Here is a 14,485-nt window from a genome sequence, read left to right as displayed (position 1 = left end):
TCGGGAGAGTGAAATGGCAAATCCGGCAATCGCCATCGTGACGGGCGCTAGCCGCGGTGCGGGCAAGGGCATTGCGATCGGTCTCGGCGAAAAGGGGATGACGGTCTATGTCACCGGCCGCAGCAGCGATCGCAGCGACGCGACGGGCTGGGACGGCGCGCCGCTGGCGGGGACCATCCATGAAACCGCCGAGGCGGTGACGGCCGCGGGCGGCAAGGGCATCGCGGTTCCCTGCGATCATGCCGACGATACGCAGGTCGCAGCGCTTTTCGACCGGGTGCGCAAGGTTTCGGGTCGGCTCGACATCCTGGTGAACAACGCCACCTTTATCCATCATCAGCTCATCACGCAGGCGCCCTTCTGGGAAAAGGAGCTGGAGGCGGTGGAGATTCTCAACGTGGGATTGCGCTCGGCCTATGTTGCGAGCTGGCATGCCGCGAAGATCATGGCGGACCAAAAATCGGGGTTGATCGCCTTCACCTCTTCCTTCGGCGCGAGCTGCTATATGCACGGTGCGGCCTATGGCGCGCAAAAGGCGGGGGTCGACAAGCTCGCGCACGACATGGCGGTCGATTTCAAGCCCTATGGCGTCCGCGCCGTGTCGGTCTGGCTGGGGCCGCAGATCACCGAACGCGCGTTGGGCGCGGCCGAGGTCCACAAGGAACAATATGAAGGCTTTATGGCGATGGCCGAGATGCCGCAGTTCACCGGGCATATCATCCATGCGATCGCGAGCGATCCCCAGGGCGACGATCTGTCGGGCCACACGGTCATCGGCGCAGAGATCGCGGGACGCTATGGCATTACCGACCGCGGCAAGACACCGCCTTCGCACCGCGAGATGCTGGGTAGCCCGCGCGAGCCAAACCCCGCGATCGTCTACTAGTCGGGCGTAGCGGTTGCCGCCTGCCGCCCCGCCATGCGGCCGAAGAAGGTACAGTCGGCGAGGCTGAGCCCCGAGCTATAGCCATGCCCCCAGCGCGGCAGCCCCGACGTGGCGCGGCCGGCGGCATAGAGGCCGGGAACGATGTTGCCGGCGCGATCGAGCACCTCGCCCGACGGACGGGTGTTGAGGCCGCCAAGGGTGAAGAAGGAAAAGAAGCTGGTGCGGATGTTGAGTTCGAGCGCCGCAAAAGGCCCTTCGTCCAGCACCTTCAGCCATTCGGGCGCCTTGCGAAAGATCGGATCATGGCCTTCGGCGGCGTAGCGATTGAAGGTGTGAACGGTGGGCGCCAGCGTGGCTTCGGGCAGGCCAAGCTCGCGTTCGACCTCTTCCCAGCTGTCGCCCACCGCAGCGATTTCGATCCGCGCGAGATCGAGCGGGCGTGCGAAAATCGCGTTATCGACGAGCAGGAAAACGCGGTCGCCGGGCTGGTCGAGCATCGTCCGGCTGACGCGCCCGTGATAGCAATCCTCGTTGATGAAGCGTTGCCCGCGTTCGTTGACGAAAATGCCCTTCACCAGGCTTTCGGGCATGATCCACGGGCAGGTGGTGAAAAATTCGTCCATGTGGATCGCGTCGCCGCCGACGCCCATGCCCATCAAGATGCCCGACCCATTGTCATTCTCGCCGATCGGGTTCGCGAGGCGTAGCGTCTGCGGTGCGTGGCGGCGGAGCATGTCGTCGTTCATGCAGAAGCCGCCGGTCGCGAGCACCACGCCCTTGCGCGCGCGAATATATTGCGGCTGGCCGTCTATGCGGACGACGAGGCCGGTTACGCTGCCATGGGCGTCGGCGACGAGCGACAGCACGCGCGCATCGCATTGAACGTCGACGCCGAGCGCGCGCACCTGCGCTTCGAGGATATCGACGAGCTTGCGCCCGCCGCCCCAGCCCATGAACTGGATCGTGTGCCCGCGCGGCGCGGGGGCCGCGGTTTCGGAAAAGGGCCACGCCGCCTCGCTGCCCGACCAGATCAGCGTGTCGTCCTCGGCGGGTTCGATGATCTTGCCGGGGAGGAACGTCCCCTTGTAGGGGAGCCCCTGGTCCTTGAGCCACTGATAATGGTCGAGGCTTTCACGCGCATAGAGCGCGACCTTCGCCGCATCGGCATCGGGGCCGCCCGCCATCGTCAGATAGGCTTCGAGCGCTTCGGTGGTGTCGGTAAAACCCGCGTCGCGCTGTGCGTCGGTGCCGCCGCCGCCGCCGAGATAGATTTCGCCCCCCGAAAGCGCCGAGGCGCCGCCGCTTCCAGATCCCGCCTCGAACAAGGTCACGCTGGCGCCGGCCTCGGCGGCCTCGATCGCGGCGCAGGCGCCCGCGGCGCCGAAGCCGACGATCGCGACATCGGTCTCGCTGTCCCAGCGGGCGACCTGATCGTGCGGGAAGGGGCGGGTTGCGCTCAGCGGGTTCATGCGGCTGCTTCGCGCGCCTTCAGCATGTCGAGCGCGACGTCGACGATCATATCCTCCTGCCCGCCGACCATCTTGCGGCGGCCGAGCTCGACGAGGATTTCGCGCGTGTCGAGGCCGTAATCGGCCGCCGCCTTTTCGGCGTGGCGCAGGAAGCTGGAGTAGACCCCGGCATAGCCGAGCGCGAGCGTCTCGCGGTCGACGCGCACGGGGCGGTCCTGCAGCGGGCGCACCAGATCCTCGGCGGCGTCCATCAGCTTCATCACGTCGCAGCCATGGTTCCAACCCTTGCGGTCGGCGGCGGCGATGAACACCTCGAGCGGGGCGTTGCCGGCGCCGGCGCCCATGCCGGCGAGGCTGGCGTCGATGCGGATGCCGCCTTCCTGCACCGCGATGATCGAATTGGCGACGCCAAGCGAGAGATTGTGATGCGCGTGCATGCCGCGCTGCGTCTCGGGCTTCAGCACCCGGTCATAGGCCTGAAAGCGCGCGCGGACGCCATCCATGTCGAGCGCGCCGCCACTGTCGGTGACATAGACGCACTGGACGCCATAGCTTTCCATCAGCAGGGCCTGGCTCGCGAGCGCGTCGGGCTCGATCATGTGGCTCATCATCAGGAAGCCCGCGACGTCCATGCCAAGATCGCGCGCGATGCCGATATGCTGCTTCGAAACGTCGGCCTCGGTGCAGTGCGTCGCGACGCGGACCGAGCGCACGCCGAGGTCATAGGCGCGGCGAAGGTCCTCGACGGTGCCGACGCCCGGCAGGATCAGCGTGGTGAGCACCGACTTGCTGAGGACATCGGCGACTGCCTCGATCCATTCCCAGTCGGTATGCGCGCCAAAGCCATAGTTGAAGCTGGCGCCCGAAAGCCCGTCGCCGTGCGCGACCTCGATCGCATCGACCCCGGCGTCGTCGAGCGCCTTGGCGATCGAACGGACGTGGTCGAGGCCATACATGTGGCGGATCGCGTGCATGCCGTCGCGCAGCGTCACGTCCTGTATATAGAGCTTGATCGTGGTGGGATCGAAATTCATGCCGCGGCCCTCCGATCCAGAATTTTCTTCGCGAGCAGCTCGCCTGTCGCCTTGGCGGCGGCGGTCATGATGTCGAGATTGCCTGAATAGCTGGGCAGATAATCGCCCGCGCCCTCGACCTCGAGGAAGATCGAGGTCTTGATGCCGGTGAACTCGCCCTGCCCGGGGATCTTCAGCCTGTTGTTGTCGCCGTAACGCTCGAACTGCACTTTCTGCTTCAGCCGGTATCCGGGCACATATTTCTGCACCTCGGCGACCATGTCGGCGACCGATGCCTCGATCTTCGCCTCGTCGACGGTGTCCGACAGCGTGAAGACGGTATCGCGCATGATCATCGGCGGTTCGGCGGGGTTGAGGATGATGATCGCCTTGCCGCGTTTCGCGCCGCCGACAACTTCGATGGCGTTCGCGGTGGTGCGGGTGAACTCGTCGATATTGGCACGCGTGCCGGGACCCGCCGATCGCGATGCGACCGACGCGACGATCTCGGCATAATGCACCGGCGCGACGCGGCTGACCGCGGCGACCATCGGGATCGTCGCCTGGCCGCCGCACGTCACCATATTGACGTTGGGCTGATCAAGATGCGCTTCCATATTGACCGCGGGCACGGTGAACGGGCCGATCGCCGCGGGGGTCAAGTCGACCACCTGCTTGCCGTCGGCGCGCAGCGCCGCATCGTGCACCTTGTGCGCATAGGCGCTGGTCGCGTCGAACACGATCCCGATCTCGGGATAAACGTCCATCGCCTTCAGCCCGTCGATCCCTTCATGTGTCGTCGCGACGCCGCGCTCGCGCGCCATGGCGAGGCCTTCGGACGCGGCATCGATACCGACGACCGCCACCAGCTCCATATTCTGCGGATATTTGATCATCTTGATCATCAGGTCGGTCCCGATGTTGCCCGATCCGATGATCGCCGCCTTCACCCGTGTCATTGCCATTCCTTATACAAAGCGCGCGACGCAGTGGCCGAGCGTGCGGCGGCCGTCGCCAAGGATCATTTCGAAAATGTCGCCCTTCGCCGCGGGTTCGAGCGGCACGAGGCTGCCCGAAAGGATGATGTCGCCGGCATCGAGGGTGACGCCATGCGCGCCGAGCGTGTTGGCGAGCCACGCGACCGCCTCTGCCGGGTCGCCCTGAACCGCACGGCCATAACCTTCCGAAAGCGCCGCGCCATTTTTGGCCACCGCGACGTGCAGGTTCGGAAGGTCGAAGGCGCGCGGGTCGAGTCGCTCCTTACCGACCACGAAGACCCCGCACGAGGCGTTGTCGGCTACCGTGTCGACGATGCCGATTTTCCAGTCGGTGATGCGGCTGTCGACGATTTCGAAGCAGGGAGCGATGGCGGCCGTTGCCGCGAGCACATCGGCCGCGGTGACGCCCGGGCCCTTCAGCGGCGCGTCGAGGATGAAGGCGATTTCGGCCTCGGCGCGCGGCTGGATCAGGCCATGCGCGTCGATGCCGATCGCATCGCCCTGAATGTGCATCGCATCGGTGAGGAAGCCGAAATCGGGCTGATGGACGCCGAGCATGTCCTGCACCGCCTTCGACGTGACGCCGATCTTCTTGCCGACGACGCGCTCGCCTTCGGCGGTGCGGCGCGCGAGGAAATCGAGCGAGATGCGATAGGCGTCGTCGATCGTCAGCGACGGATCGCGGCCGCTCAGCGGCGGAACTGTCCGGCGCTCGCGAAGCGCCGCGAACAGCTCCGCACCATGGGCACCAATATCAGCCACGCAGGAACTCCAGCGTATAACGGTTGAATTCCTGCGTCCGCTCGACCTGCACCCAATGCCCGACCTTGTTGAAGGTCATGAAGCGCGCGTCGGGACAGGCGTCGAGAAAGCGCTGCGCGCCCGATGCGGGACAGAATTCGTCATTAAGCCCCCAGAAGCCGAGGATCGGCATCGGAAGCTCGCCGAGGCGCGGGGCGAGATTGGGGGTGCGCATCCGGGCGAGCACTTCCTTGGGCTGGGTGCGCGCCACGGCATAGCGTTCGGCCACCAGCTCGTCGGTGATCGCCGAGGCATCGTAAACGAGGTTGGAAACCAGCCCCCGCTGATCCTCGACCGTGAAATCGGGGCTGGTGAAGTCGCCGACCATCTTGGCGATGCCGGGCATCGCGAAATAGACGGGTAGTTCCTCGATACACCCGGGCGCCATCAGTACCAGTCTGGTCGCAAAGCCGGGATGGTCGAGCGCCATCTGCACCGCGACCCCGCCGCCGAGCGAATTGCCGACGAGGATCGCGCTGGTCACCCCGGCCTGATCCAGCGCTTCGAACAATGTGTCGGTGAAGAGCGTGAGCGTATAGTCGATGCCTCCGGGCTTGGACGATGCGCCATAGCCGATCATGTCGGGCAGCAGGACACGATAGCCTGCATCGACGAAGGGCGCGACATTCTGTTTGAAATTCGAGAGACCCGACGCGCCGGGGCCGCTGCCGTGGATGAACACAACGGCAGGACCCTGGCCCACCTCCTTGACGTGAATGTCATATCCGCCCGCGACCCGGTAAGTCGCCTCCTTCATCTCTCCCATCGACCTTTTCCTTGCTTACATGAATGTGAAGGCGGGCGGCTCGCCGAGCATCGTCATGACGACGTCGGTCGTGCGATTGCCGGGATCGTTCGCGACGTGCGCGCGCGCGGCGTTGAGATCGAGCCACGGCTGGATGATCGCGCTCGACATATAGATGGCGCGGCCGCCGAGCAGCTGGACCATGCCGTCGACCAGTTCGGCGAGGCGCCGCACGACGGTCGAGCTCTGATAGGCATAGAGCGCGCGTTCCTCGAGGGTGATCGGCTCGCCGTTTGTCGCCTTCGCCATCAGCCGGTCGAAGGTCGTCTGGTGCGTCAGCTCCATTTCGAGGATCTGCGCGTGCGCCTTGGCGATCGCGCCGTGCAGCAGCGGGTCGGCCTTCGACGCCTTGCCGGTGTTGGTCGAGATGCGGCCTTGCATGATCTCCATCGCGGCATTCACCGCGGCGCGGGCGCCGCCGAACGCCGCGGTCGACACCGACCGGACGAAGATCTGCGCCCAGGGCAGGCGATAGAGCGGGCCGTCATTTTCGGCCTGACCGGGATTGGTGCAGGCAAAACCGTCGCTGGCCCGGTGGGTGCGGTGTTCGGGGACGAAGACGCGCTCGACCAAGATGTCGAAGCTGCCGGTGCCTTGCAGTCCGAAGACATCCCACGTTCCCTCGATGACCTGATAGTCGCCGCGCGGGAGGAGGAAGGTGCGCATGTCGGGCGGGCCGCCGTCGGTATCGAAGTTGAGCGCGCCGAGCAGCACCCAGCCGCAATGCGTCGATCCCGAGGAAAAGCCCCAGCGGCCCGAAAGATAGAAGCCGCCCTCGGCCTTCTCGACCTTGCCGACGGGCTGATAGGTCGACGAGACGAGCATGTCGTCCTTGTCGCCCCACACCTCGCGCTGGGCTTCATCATGGAAGAGCGCGAGTTCATAGGGGTGGCAGCCGAGGACGCCATAGATCCAGCCGGTCGACATGCAGCCTTCGGCGAGCGCCTTCTGCACCTCGAAGAAGACATTGGGATGCATTTCATAACCGCCCCAGCGCTTCGGCTGCAGGATGCGGAAGAATCCCGCGGCCTGCATCTCGGCGACGGTCGCCGCCGGGACGTTGCCGTCGAGCGTCGTCTGGCGTGCGCGGGAGCGAAGCGTCGGGATCATCGCGCGCGCGCGTTCGATCAGCGCTTCGGGGGTGGGCAGGGCGGTGTCGCCGGCTTGCTTCGGGGCGGTGGCCATATGCTCTCCTCGGATATTCTGTGCGCTTGCGGGTGGCCGCTTTGCGATATTGTTCCCATATTCGTAGCGAACGATGCATTTTCCTACGCAAGCTGTCAATCCGGTTTCTATGCAAAATGTCGCTCCGCACGACTCTGATGGCCGGGCTGCGTATCGATGACGCATCCGCGATACGCAAAGCGTTGCTCACAGAGGGGTTGCCCCCGAGGGTGCTGCGACCCGTCGGATGGCGACTTGCGGGCCAGGGTGCTACAAAATTCACGCTTTGCGTAAATTTCATCGACTATTTCTACGTATTACACTTGATGTGGGCAATTGTCGCCTGTAGCCTGCGTCAAATCTGGAGCGCCGAATGCGCGCATATGAATGTAGGGGATGGAACGAATGGCGATCAGGTCACTGGCCTATGTCGTGGTCGATACGGCCGATGTCGAAGTCTGGCGCGCCTATGCCGAGCAGGTGCTGGGCATGCAGGCGATCGACCATGCGGGCGGGCTGCGCCTCAGGATGGACGAGCGCCCCTTCCGCATGCTGATTCGGGCGGGCGACGCCGAGCAGTTTCACGCCGCAGGGCTCGTCTATCCCGACAAGGCCGCGTTCGACCGCGGCATTGCGGGGCTTCGCGACGCGGGCATCGCCGTCGAGCCCGCGTCCGCCGAAGAGGCGAAGGATCGCCATGTCGTCGAGTTCGTCCGCTGCGCCGACCCCTCGGGCAACCGGCTCGAACTCGGCTGGGGGCGCGTCGTCGACGGCAACCCGTTCGTCTCGCCCGCGGGCGTATCCGAATTCATCACGGGCGAGATGGGAATGGGGCATGTCGTCTTCCCCGCGGCCAAGCTTGCGGAGACGCGCGCTTTCTATATCGACCTGCTCGGCTTCGGCGATACCGACGAGATGCGCGTCTATATGCAGGGCGGCGGACCCAACGACCCGGGTCTCGGCCTCCACTTTCTCCACTGCGACAATCCCCGGCACCACAGCGTCGCGCTCGCCGAATTTCCGGTGCCGAGCGGGCTTGTCCATATGATGGTCGAAGTGCCGACCCTCGACGACGTCGGCCGCGCGCTCGACCGCGCCCAGGCGGCGAAGGTCCATATCTCGTCGAGCCTCGGCAAGCATATGAACGACAAGATGGTCAGCTTTTACATGCGCAGTCCCGGCGGCTTCGACATCGAATATGGCTTTGGCGGCATCCAGCCTGACTGGGCCAGCTTCACCCCGACGATCAGCCTCAAGGAAGACGAATGGGGTCATCATTGGGATTTCGGCGGCTGACGCATCCTCGTCATTCCGCCAGTTTCCGTTTCATTGGAGAAATAGATATGCCCAGCCATGACGATATGGTCCGCGCCGTCGAACGCTATGTCGAGGCATTCGACAAAGGCGATGCCGCGATGGCGTCCGGCCTTTATGCCGACGATGCGACGGTCGAGGATCCGATCGGCACCCCGATCCATCGCGGCCGCGACGCGATCCATGCCTTTTACACGGTCTCGATGCAGGCGAATGCAAAGCTCCGCCTCGACGGACCCGTTCGCACCGGCGGCGATTATGCCGCCTTCGCCTTTACCGTGCTCGTCGACTTCGGCGGGCCGAAGGAGATCGAGGTGATCGACACCTTCAAGTTCGACGGCGAGGGTAAAGTGACCGAGATGCGCGCCTATTGGAGCCCGGCCAACATGCGCGGCATCGAGGCATCATGACCATGCGCGAAGCGGCCATCGTTTCGACCGCGCGCACCGGCGTCGGCAAGGCCTATCGCGGTGCGTTCAACGACACCGAGGCGCCGGTGCTGGCGGCGCATGTCGTCAACGCCGCGATCGAGCGTGCCGGGATCGACCCGGCGCGGATCGACGACGTCTATCTGGGCGTCGGCAATCACTGGAACACGCAGAGCTATAATCTCGGGCGGCTGACGGTTCATGGTTCGGTGCTCCCCGATTCGACCGGGGGCTTTACGCTCGACCGTAAATGTTCGTCGGGGCTCAACGCGCTCGCGCTCGCCGCGCGCGGGATCATGTGCAATGAGATCGACGTCGCGGTGGCCGGCGGGATGGAAAGCATCTCGCTCACCCTCAACAAGCACACCCCCGCCTTCCGCAACCGGTCCGAGTTCATCCGCGCCGCCGACAGCCATGCCTATATGGCGATGATCGAGACCGCCGAGATCGTCGCCGACCGCTATGGCGTCAGCCGCGAGGCGCAGGACGCCTTCGCCGCGACCAGCCAGCAACGCGCGGGCGCGGCGCAGGCCGCGGGAAAGTTTGCCGACGAAATCGTGCCGATCGCCGTCACCAAGGCGCTGTTCGACAAGGAAGGTCACGAGACCGGCAAGGAAGCGGTGACGCTGGCGCATGACGAGGGCGTGCGCGGCGACACCACCGCCGAAAAGCTCGCGGGCCTGAAGCCCGTGTTCAAGGACGGGCTGGTCGTCAAGGAAGGCCGCCATGTCACCGCGGGCAATGCGAGCCAGCTGTCCGACGGCGCATCGGCGCAGGTCGTGATGGACCGCGCGATGGCCGAGAAGGAAGGCCTGCCGATCCTGGGGCTGTATCGCGGTTTTCAGGTTGCGGGCTGCAAGGCCGAGGAAATGGGCATCGGCCCGGTTTTCGCCATCCCCAAGCTGCTCGAACGCAACGGCCTCAAGATCGACGACATCGGGTTGTGGGAAATCAACGAGGCGTTCGCCAGCCAGGCGCTTTACTGCCGCGACAAGCTCGGCATCGATCCCGACAAGCTCAACGTCAACGGCGGCGGCATCGCGATCGGCCATCCGTTCGGGATGACGGGCTCGCGCCTCGTCGGCCATGCTTTGATCGAGGGCAAGCGTCGCGGTGTTCAATACGCCGTGGTCTCGATGTGCGTCGCGGGCGGCATGGGCGCCGCCGGCCTGTTCGAAATCGTCTGAACCAGAAGGAGGCGGTGATGACGCTGTTGTTCGAAGGAAAAACCGCGTTCGTCACCGGCGGGGGCAGCGGCATCGGCCGCGCCGCCGCGCTGGCCTTTGCCGCCGAGGGTGCGAAGGTCGCGATCGGCGATCTCAATCCCGATGGTGCCGCCGAGACCGCCGCGCTGATCCGCGCTGAGGGCGGTGAGGCGCATCATGGCGCGCTCGACGTCACCGACGGGCGCGCGGTCGACGCCTTTGTCGACGATGTCGCGCAGCGCTGGGGACGGCTCGATTGCGCCTTCAATAATGCCGGAGTCTCGCTCGAGGGGATGGAAACCCCATGGGGCGACCTCGCCGCCTATGACCGCACGATCGCGGTCAACCAGCGCGGGTTGCTGCTCTGCATGGCGGCCGAACTGCGCCATATGGAAAAGGCCGGGCGCGGCGCGATCGTCAACACCGCGTCGATCGCGGGCATGGCGGGCGCCGGGGGCGCCGGCTATTGCGGATCGAAGCATGCGGTCGTCGGGCTCACCCGCTCAGCGGCGATGCGCTACGCCGCGCAGGGCATCCGTATCAACGCGGTCTGCCCCGGCGCGATCCGTACCCCGATGGTCGATGCGGTGGTGAAAGAGGAAGCCGCGGCACGCTTCGTGGCCGAAATGCACCCGATGAACCGCATCGGCGAAGCGCATGAAATCGCCGACGCGGTGATCTTCCTCTGCTCGGACAAGGCAAGCTTCATCACCGGCCACCCGCTCGCGGTCGACGGCGGCTATCTGGCGCGCTGAGCAAACAGCCGCCACCGGGCTTTCATCGGATTACCTTCTTTCGTGATCCCGGATTGGATCCGGGATCGGGTCGGCGCAAGGACCGCGTAATATTCCAAAGTTCAGGAAAGTTCAGCCCTATGCATCGCCCGATTTGGACGTCGCGGCGTGCTGGGCGCGCCCTGCCGTGGTCGCACCCGCACGTCGGGCAGCGACCGCCTTTATCCACCAAATGAAAGAGCCGGACGAAGGCTGGCACAGCCGGATAATGTAGGAAAGGCCTATTAGAAGGCGACGCCTGCTTTGGGGAGGGGAGCGGACGCTAGCGCAATCTTGTTCCCCGGCGAAGGCCGGGGTCCAGGCATTAAAGAGCAAGCGTTTGCTAGTCACGCTCTGGACCCCGGCCTTCGCCGGGGAACAGCAACTCTCGGTTGGATTCAGACTTATGTCATCCCGGACTTGATCCGGGATCCATAGTTGCACCGTCGTCATGGACCCCGGATCAAGTCCGGGGTGACGATGATGGAGAATGTCCGCAACCGGTCGTCAGCCGTTATTCCTGTTCCCGGCGAAAGCCGTCTTGCCGCCTTCGTCCGTGACCGGCGGTTTCCTTGTTCGCCGGGATGACGTTGTTTTTATTGATTCACCCGCATCGCGTGCCGCGCTGCAAGCCAGCCGAATGTCATCGCCGGGCCTAGCGTCGCGCCCGCGCCCGGATAGGTCCGCCCCATCGCGGCGGCCGAAGCGTTGCCGATCGCATAGAGCCCGTCCAGCGGCCTGCCATCCTCGCCGAGCACCCGGCCATTGTCGTCGGTGAGCAGCCCGCCGTTGGTGCCAAGGTCGCACGGATAGATCGGGATGGCATAGAAGGGCGCCTCGGCGATCGGCGCGAGCGTCGGATTCGGCGTCACCGACGCATCGCCATAATGCCGGTCATAGGCCGACGCGCCGCGGCCGAAATCGGGATCCTCGCCCTTGAGCGCGTGGGCGTTGAAGCGTGCAATTTCTTTGGAAAGCACCGCAGCGTCGACGCCGATTTCCTTCGCCAGCCCGGCAAGGGTTCCGGCCTTCTTCAATATCTTGCGCATCGGCTCGGGGATGCGGCTGTCGGCCGACGGCTTGCCCGCCATCATCGGCCCGAGCATATATTTGCCGCGGTAGCGCGCGTCGAACACGAACCACGAGGGGGCGGTGGGCGCCTCGGGGGTGTTGCAACGGTGCATCTCGCCCCCCGCGACGTGATAGGATGCCGCCTCGTTCATGTAACGCTTGCCCGCCTGGTTGACGATGATCGAGGAGGGGAGCGCGCGTTCGACGAACATGATCCGCGCGCGGTCCTCGCCTTCGAGCAGGAAGCCGGGACCCCACCAGGCCGAATCCATCAGCGCGGTCGCGGCGCCCGCTGCGAGCCCGGCCTTCAGGCCGTCGCCGGTGTTGCTCGGCACCCCCGCGCTCCAATCGGCCGAGGTCGGTTGCGGCAGATATTTCTCGCGCAGCGCGGCATCATGGTCGAAGCCGCCGCTTGCGATGATCACGCCGCAGCGCGCGCGAACCTCGATCCGCTGGCCGTCGCGTTCGACGATCGCGCCGGTGATCCCGCTCTTGTCCCGGACCAGCTCGACCATCGGCGCATTCAGCCAGAGCGGTACGCCCTTTTCGTCGATCGACAGCTTGAGCCGTCCGATCAGCGCATTGCCGCCGGTCAGCCGCCGCGAACGCTTCGTCTTGAAGCGCCAGGGCAGATCGAACATATATTTGAGCATCAGCTTGAACAGCAGCGGCTTGGCGCCGGGGCTCATGGTCAGGAGGAGCTTGGCCTCCTCCATCGTCCAGGTGAAGCGCCCAAAGGTCAGCGTCAGCGTGTGCGGCGGCTCCATCCGCTCGAAATCGGCGCCCAGCTTGTCGGCCATCAGCGGGATGGGGTCGTGCGTCCGCCACCCGTCGCGCGCACCTTCCACGTCCATATGATAATCGGAATAGGCGTAGGCAGTATATTGGACCTGTGAGCGCTCTTCGAGATAGCTGAGCATCCGGTGCGCATTGTCGACATAGGTCGCGAGCTTGGTTTCGGGCACATCGTCGCCGATCAGCGTCTTGATATAGCCCAGCGCTTCCTCCGGATCGTCGGCATGGCCCTTGGCGCGCGCGTCGTCGCTATTGGGAATCCAGATGCCGCCGCCGGATGTCGCCGAGGTCCCGCCATAGCGTGCGCTTTTCTCGACAACCAGCACGTCGGCGCCGGCATCGGCGGCGGTGAAGGCCGCGGTCAGCGCCCCCGCGCCCGATCCGATCACCAGGATATCGACTTCGTGAACGGCCACTCATGTTGCTCCTGCGGTGCCTGCCTCGGGAAACTCGCGCTTTCCGGTCTATGTCCGGTTCTACATAATGATTGCGTTTTTGAAAGAGGAAATAATTACGCAAACTGTTATATATTATGCGCCGCAATCGATGAATGTTGACAGTGGCGCGGCGATACGGTCTGTGGGACGCCGGATCGATGACGTCGACGCGCCATCGCACAGGATGCTGGTTCAGCTTGGGAGAATAGGCGTTGCGCACCGCAACCAAGGCCGGGAAAAGGACGCGGGGCAAGGCCGCGAACGCGAACCAGGGTGACGGGCTGCTTGCGCTCGACGATGTCGACGAGCAGATCATCGCCGCGCTTCGCAAGAACGGCCGGATCGCGAACCGCGACATCGCGCGCGAGATGGGGCTGAACGAAGCGACGGTGCGCACGCGCCTGCGCCGGCTCGAGGATGCGCGGATGGTCCGCGTCGTCGCGATGCGCGATCTGTCGGCGATGGGCTTTGGCTATCTGGCGCCCGTCGGGGTGCAGGTGAAGGGCCGGTCCGCGGGCGATGTCGGCGCCGAGATCGCCGAACTGGAGCGGGTGATCACCGTGAATGTCGCGATCGGAACGCATGATCTGGAAATCCAGGTGGTGGCCGAAACGCTGGAGGAGATGCAGCATCTCCTGACCAGCGTGATCGCCAAGATCGACGGGGTCGAGCGGCTGTTTCCCAGCCTCGCGCTCAAGGTTCTCAAATATAATCCGGAATGGGCGCCGCTATGAGCACCAAGATCAGCCTCGACGAGCTCGATCACAAGATCATCGAGCGGCTTGGGCATGATGCGCGGGTTTCGAACCGCGAGATCGGCCGCGAATTCAATCTGACCGAGGGCACGATCCGCTCGCGGCTCAAGCGGTTGCTCGACAACAAGGTGATCCGCGTCGCCGCGGTGACCAACGCCAACCGGCTCCGCAATCCGATCCTCGCCTATCTCTGGGTCGAGGCGGACAGCGCCGCGGATATTGAGGCTGTTGCGGAGAGCCTCGCACGCCTGCCCGAAATCGGTTTTGTCGCGACCACGCTCGGCCGCGCCGACGTGCTCGCGATGACGCTGGTGGAAAACGGCAATGAACTGACCGATTTCCTGCATCAGACGATCGACAAGATTCCGGGTGTCCGGCGGGTTCGCTACAGCCTCGGGCAGAATTTCATCAAGCACGACTATCGCTGGTGCGCGCTGGTCGATTGAAGACCCTCGCTGCATCGATTGCAAAGAGCGCCAGGGAATGGCCGTCAAGGGGTAGGGAGCGGACATAGCAAATAGCTGTCGCCCCCGCGAAGGCGGGGGCCGCCATCGGCCTTGCGCCACCTCTC

14 protein-coding genes are annotated in these 14,485 nt (G+C 64.9%); 7 read left to right on the top strand and 7 right to left on the bottom strand.

Annotated elements, in window-relative coordinates; genetic code table 11:
• The first annotated feature begins 13 nt into the window (after window positions 1-13).
• The gene (locus V6M50_RS09015; RefSeq protein ID WP_332818223.1) at window positions 14-886 is read left to right on the top strand and encodes an SDR family NAD(P)-dependent oxidoreductase; all 873 of its coding nucleotides are present in this window, start codon (window positions 14-16) and stop codon (window positions 884-886) included.
• Here V6M50_RS09015 and V6M50_RS09010 read toward each other — a convergent pair.
• From V6M50_RS09010 to V6M50_RS08985, 6 genes are read right to left on the bottom strand one after another with little or no spacing between them, the layout of a single operon-like run.
• On the bottom strand, window positions 883-2,355 hold the full coding sequence (locus V6M50_RS09010; RefSeq protein ID WP_332818222.1) for an FAD-dependent oxidoreductase: 1,473 nt from the start codon (window positions 2,353-2,355) through the stop codon (window positions 883-885). The two genes, V6M50_RS09015 and V6M50_RS09010, sit on opposite strands and share 4 nt — an antisense overlap.
• The gene (dmpG, locus tag V6M50_RS09005; protein ID WP_332818221.1) at window positions 2,352-3,389 is read right to left on the bottom strand and encodes a 4-hydroxy-2-oxovalerate aldolase; all 1,038 of its coding nucleotides are present in this window, start codon (window positions 3,387-3,389) and stop codon (window positions 2,352-2,354) included. The genes V6M50_RS09010 and dmpG overlap by 4 nt, the downstream gene beginning before the upstream one ends.
• Entirely contained in the window at window positions 3,386-4,327 is a 942-nt protein-coding gene (locus V6M50_RS09000) for an acetaldehyde dehydrogenase (acetylating) (protein ID WP_332818220.1), read from the bottom strand. Before V6M50_RS09000 ends, dmpG begins: the two co-directional genes overlap by 4 nt.
• A gap of 9 nt (window positions 4,328-4,336) precedes the next feature.
• Window positions 4,337-5,128, bottom strand: a complete 792-nt coding sequence (locus V6M50_RS08995; RefSeq protein ID WP_332818219.1) for a fumarylacetoacetate hydrolase family protein — start codon at window positions 5,126-5,128, stop codon at window positions 4,337-4,339.
• The gene (locus V6M50_RS08990) at window positions 5,121-5,933 is read right to left on the bottom strand and encodes an alpha/beta fold hydrolase (RefSeq protein WP_332818218.1); all 813 of its coding nucleotides are present in this window, start codon (window positions 5,931-5,933) and stop codon (window positions 5,121-5,123) included. The genes V6M50_RS08995 and V6M50_RS08990 overlap by 8 nt, the downstream gene beginning before the upstream one ends.
• A gap of 15 nt (window positions 5,934-5,948) precedes the next feature.
• Complete coding sequence (locus V6M50_RS08985; RefSeq protein WP_332818217.1) at window positions 5,949-7,157, bottom strand: acyl-CoA dehydrogenase family protein; 1,209 nt, start codon at window positions 7,155-7,157, stop codon at window positions 5,949-5,951.
• Window positions 7,158-7,541: 384 nt separating this feature from the next.
• Here V6M50_RS08985 and V6M50_RS08980 point away from each other — a divergent pair, with 384 nt between their 5' ends.
• The 4 genes from V6M50_RS08980 to V6M50_RS08965 are packed head-to-tail and all read left to right on the top strand — an operon-like array spanning window position 7,542 to window position 10,838.
• On the top strand, window positions 7,542-8,432 hold the full coding sequence (locus V6M50_RS08980) for a VOC family protein (RefSeq protein WP_332818216.1): 891 nt from the start codon (window positions 7,542-7,544) through the stop codon (window positions 8,430-8,432).
• A 47-nt stretch (window positions 8,433-8,479) separates the two neighbouring features.
• Entirely contained in the window at window positions 8,480-8,860 is a 381-nt protein-coding gene (locus V6M50_RS08975) for a nuclear transport factor 2 family protein (RefSeq protein ID WP_332818215.1), read from the top strand.
• Window positions 8,861-8,862: 2 nt separating this feature from the next.
• Window positions 8,863-10,065, top strand: coding sequence for a thiolase family protein (locus V6M50_RS08970; protein ID WP_332818258.1), 1,203 nt, complete (start codon window positions 8,863-8,865; stop codon window positions 10,063-10,065).
• 17 nt (window positions 10,066-10,082) lie between these two features.
• Window positions 10,083-10,838, top strand: a complete 756-nt coding sequence (locus V6M50_RS08965; RefSeq protein ID WP_332818214.1) for a glucose 1-dehydrogenase — start codon at window positions 10,083-10,085, stop codon at window positions 10,836-10,838.
• Window positions 10,839-11,452: 614 nt separating this feature from the next.
• Here the strand turns inward: V6M50_RS08965 and V6M50_RS08960 are convergent.
• A complete protein-coding gene (locus tag V6M50_RS08960) occupies window positions 11,453-13,138 on the bottom strand; it encodes an FAD-dependent oxidoreductase (protein ID WP_332818213.1) in 1,686 nt (561 codons plus the stop codon).
• 233 nt (window positions 13,139-13,371) lie between these two features.
• Here V6M50_RS08960 and V6M50_RS08955 point away from each other — a divergent pair, with 233 nt between their 5' ends.
• Both V6M50_RS08955 and V6M50_RS08950 read left to right on the top strand, forming a co-directional pair.
• Window positions 13,372-13,893 (top strand): Lrp/AsnC family transcriptional regulator, encoded by a 522-nt coding sequence (locus V6M50_RS08955; RefSeq protein WP_332818212.1) that lies wholly within the window; start codon window positions 13,372-13,374, stop codon window positions 13,891-13,893.
• Complete coding sequence (locus V6M50_RS08950) at window positions 13,890-14,360, top strand: Lrp/AsnC family transcriptional regulator (RefSeq protein WP_332818211.1); 471 nt, start codon at window positions 13,890-13,892, stop codon at window positions 14,358-14,360. Before V6M50_RS08955 ends, V6M50_RS08950 begins: the two co-directional genes overlap by 4 nt.
• Window positions 14,361-14,485: the final 125 nt, after the last annotated feature.

Origin of the sequence: Sphingopyxis sp., assembly GCF_036675685.1 — a bacterium.
In the GTDB taxonomy this organism is placed as follows: Bacteria; Pseudomonadota; Alphaproteobacteria; order Sphingomonadales; family Sphingomonadaceae; genus Sphingopyxis.
This window is presented reverse-complemented; position numbering and strand designations above follow the sequence as displayed.

Excerpts from the sequence above, each read along its gene's own strand:
- V6M50_RS08950 (WP_332818211.1), top strand. The coding sequence starts at position 13,890 with ATGAGCACCAAGATCAGCCTCGACGAGCTCGATCACAAGATCATCGAG.
- V6M50_RS09010 (WP_332818222.1), bottom strand. The coding sequence starts at position 2,355 with ATGAACCCGCTGAGCGCAACCCGCCCCTTCCCGCACGATCAGGTCGCC.
- V6M50_RS08970 (WP_332818258.1), top strand. The coding sequence starts at position 8,863 with ATGCGCGAAGCGGCCATCGTTTCGACCGCGCGCACCGGCGTCGGCAAG.
- V6M50_RS09015 (WP_332818223.1), top strand. The coding sequence starts at position 14 with ATGGCAAATCCGGCAATCGCCATCGTGACGGGCGCTAGCCGCGGTGCG.
- V6M50_RS08990 (WP_332818218.1), bottom strand. The coding sequence starts at position 5,933 with ATGGGAGAGATGAAGGAGGCGACTTACCGGGTCGCGGGCGGATATGAC.
- V6M50_RS09000 (WP_332818220.1), bottom strand. The coding sequence starts at position 4,327 with ATGACACGGGTGAAGGCGGCGATCATCGGATCGGGCAACATCGGGACC.
- V6M50_RS08985 (WP_332818217.1), bottom strand. The coding sequence starts at position 7,157 with ATGGCCACCGCCCCGAAGCAAGCCGGCGACACCGCCCTGCCCACCCCC.
- dmpG (WP_332818221.1), bottom strand. The coding sequence starts at position 3,389 with ATGAATTTCGATCCCACCACGATCAAGCTCTATATACAGGACGTGACG.
- V6M50_RS08975 (WP_332818215.1), top strand. The coding sequence starts at position 8,480 with ATGCCCAGCCATGACGATATGGTCCGCGCCGTCGAACGCTATGTCGAG.
- V6M50_RS08965 (WP_332818214.1), top strand. The coding sequence starts at position 10,083 with ATGACGCTGTTGTTCGAAGGAAAAACCGCGTTCGTCACCGGCGGGGGC.
- V6M50_RS08980 (WP_332818216.1), top strand. The coding sequence starts at position 7,542 with ATGGCGATCAGGTCACTGGCCTATGTCGTGGTCGATACGGCCGATGTC.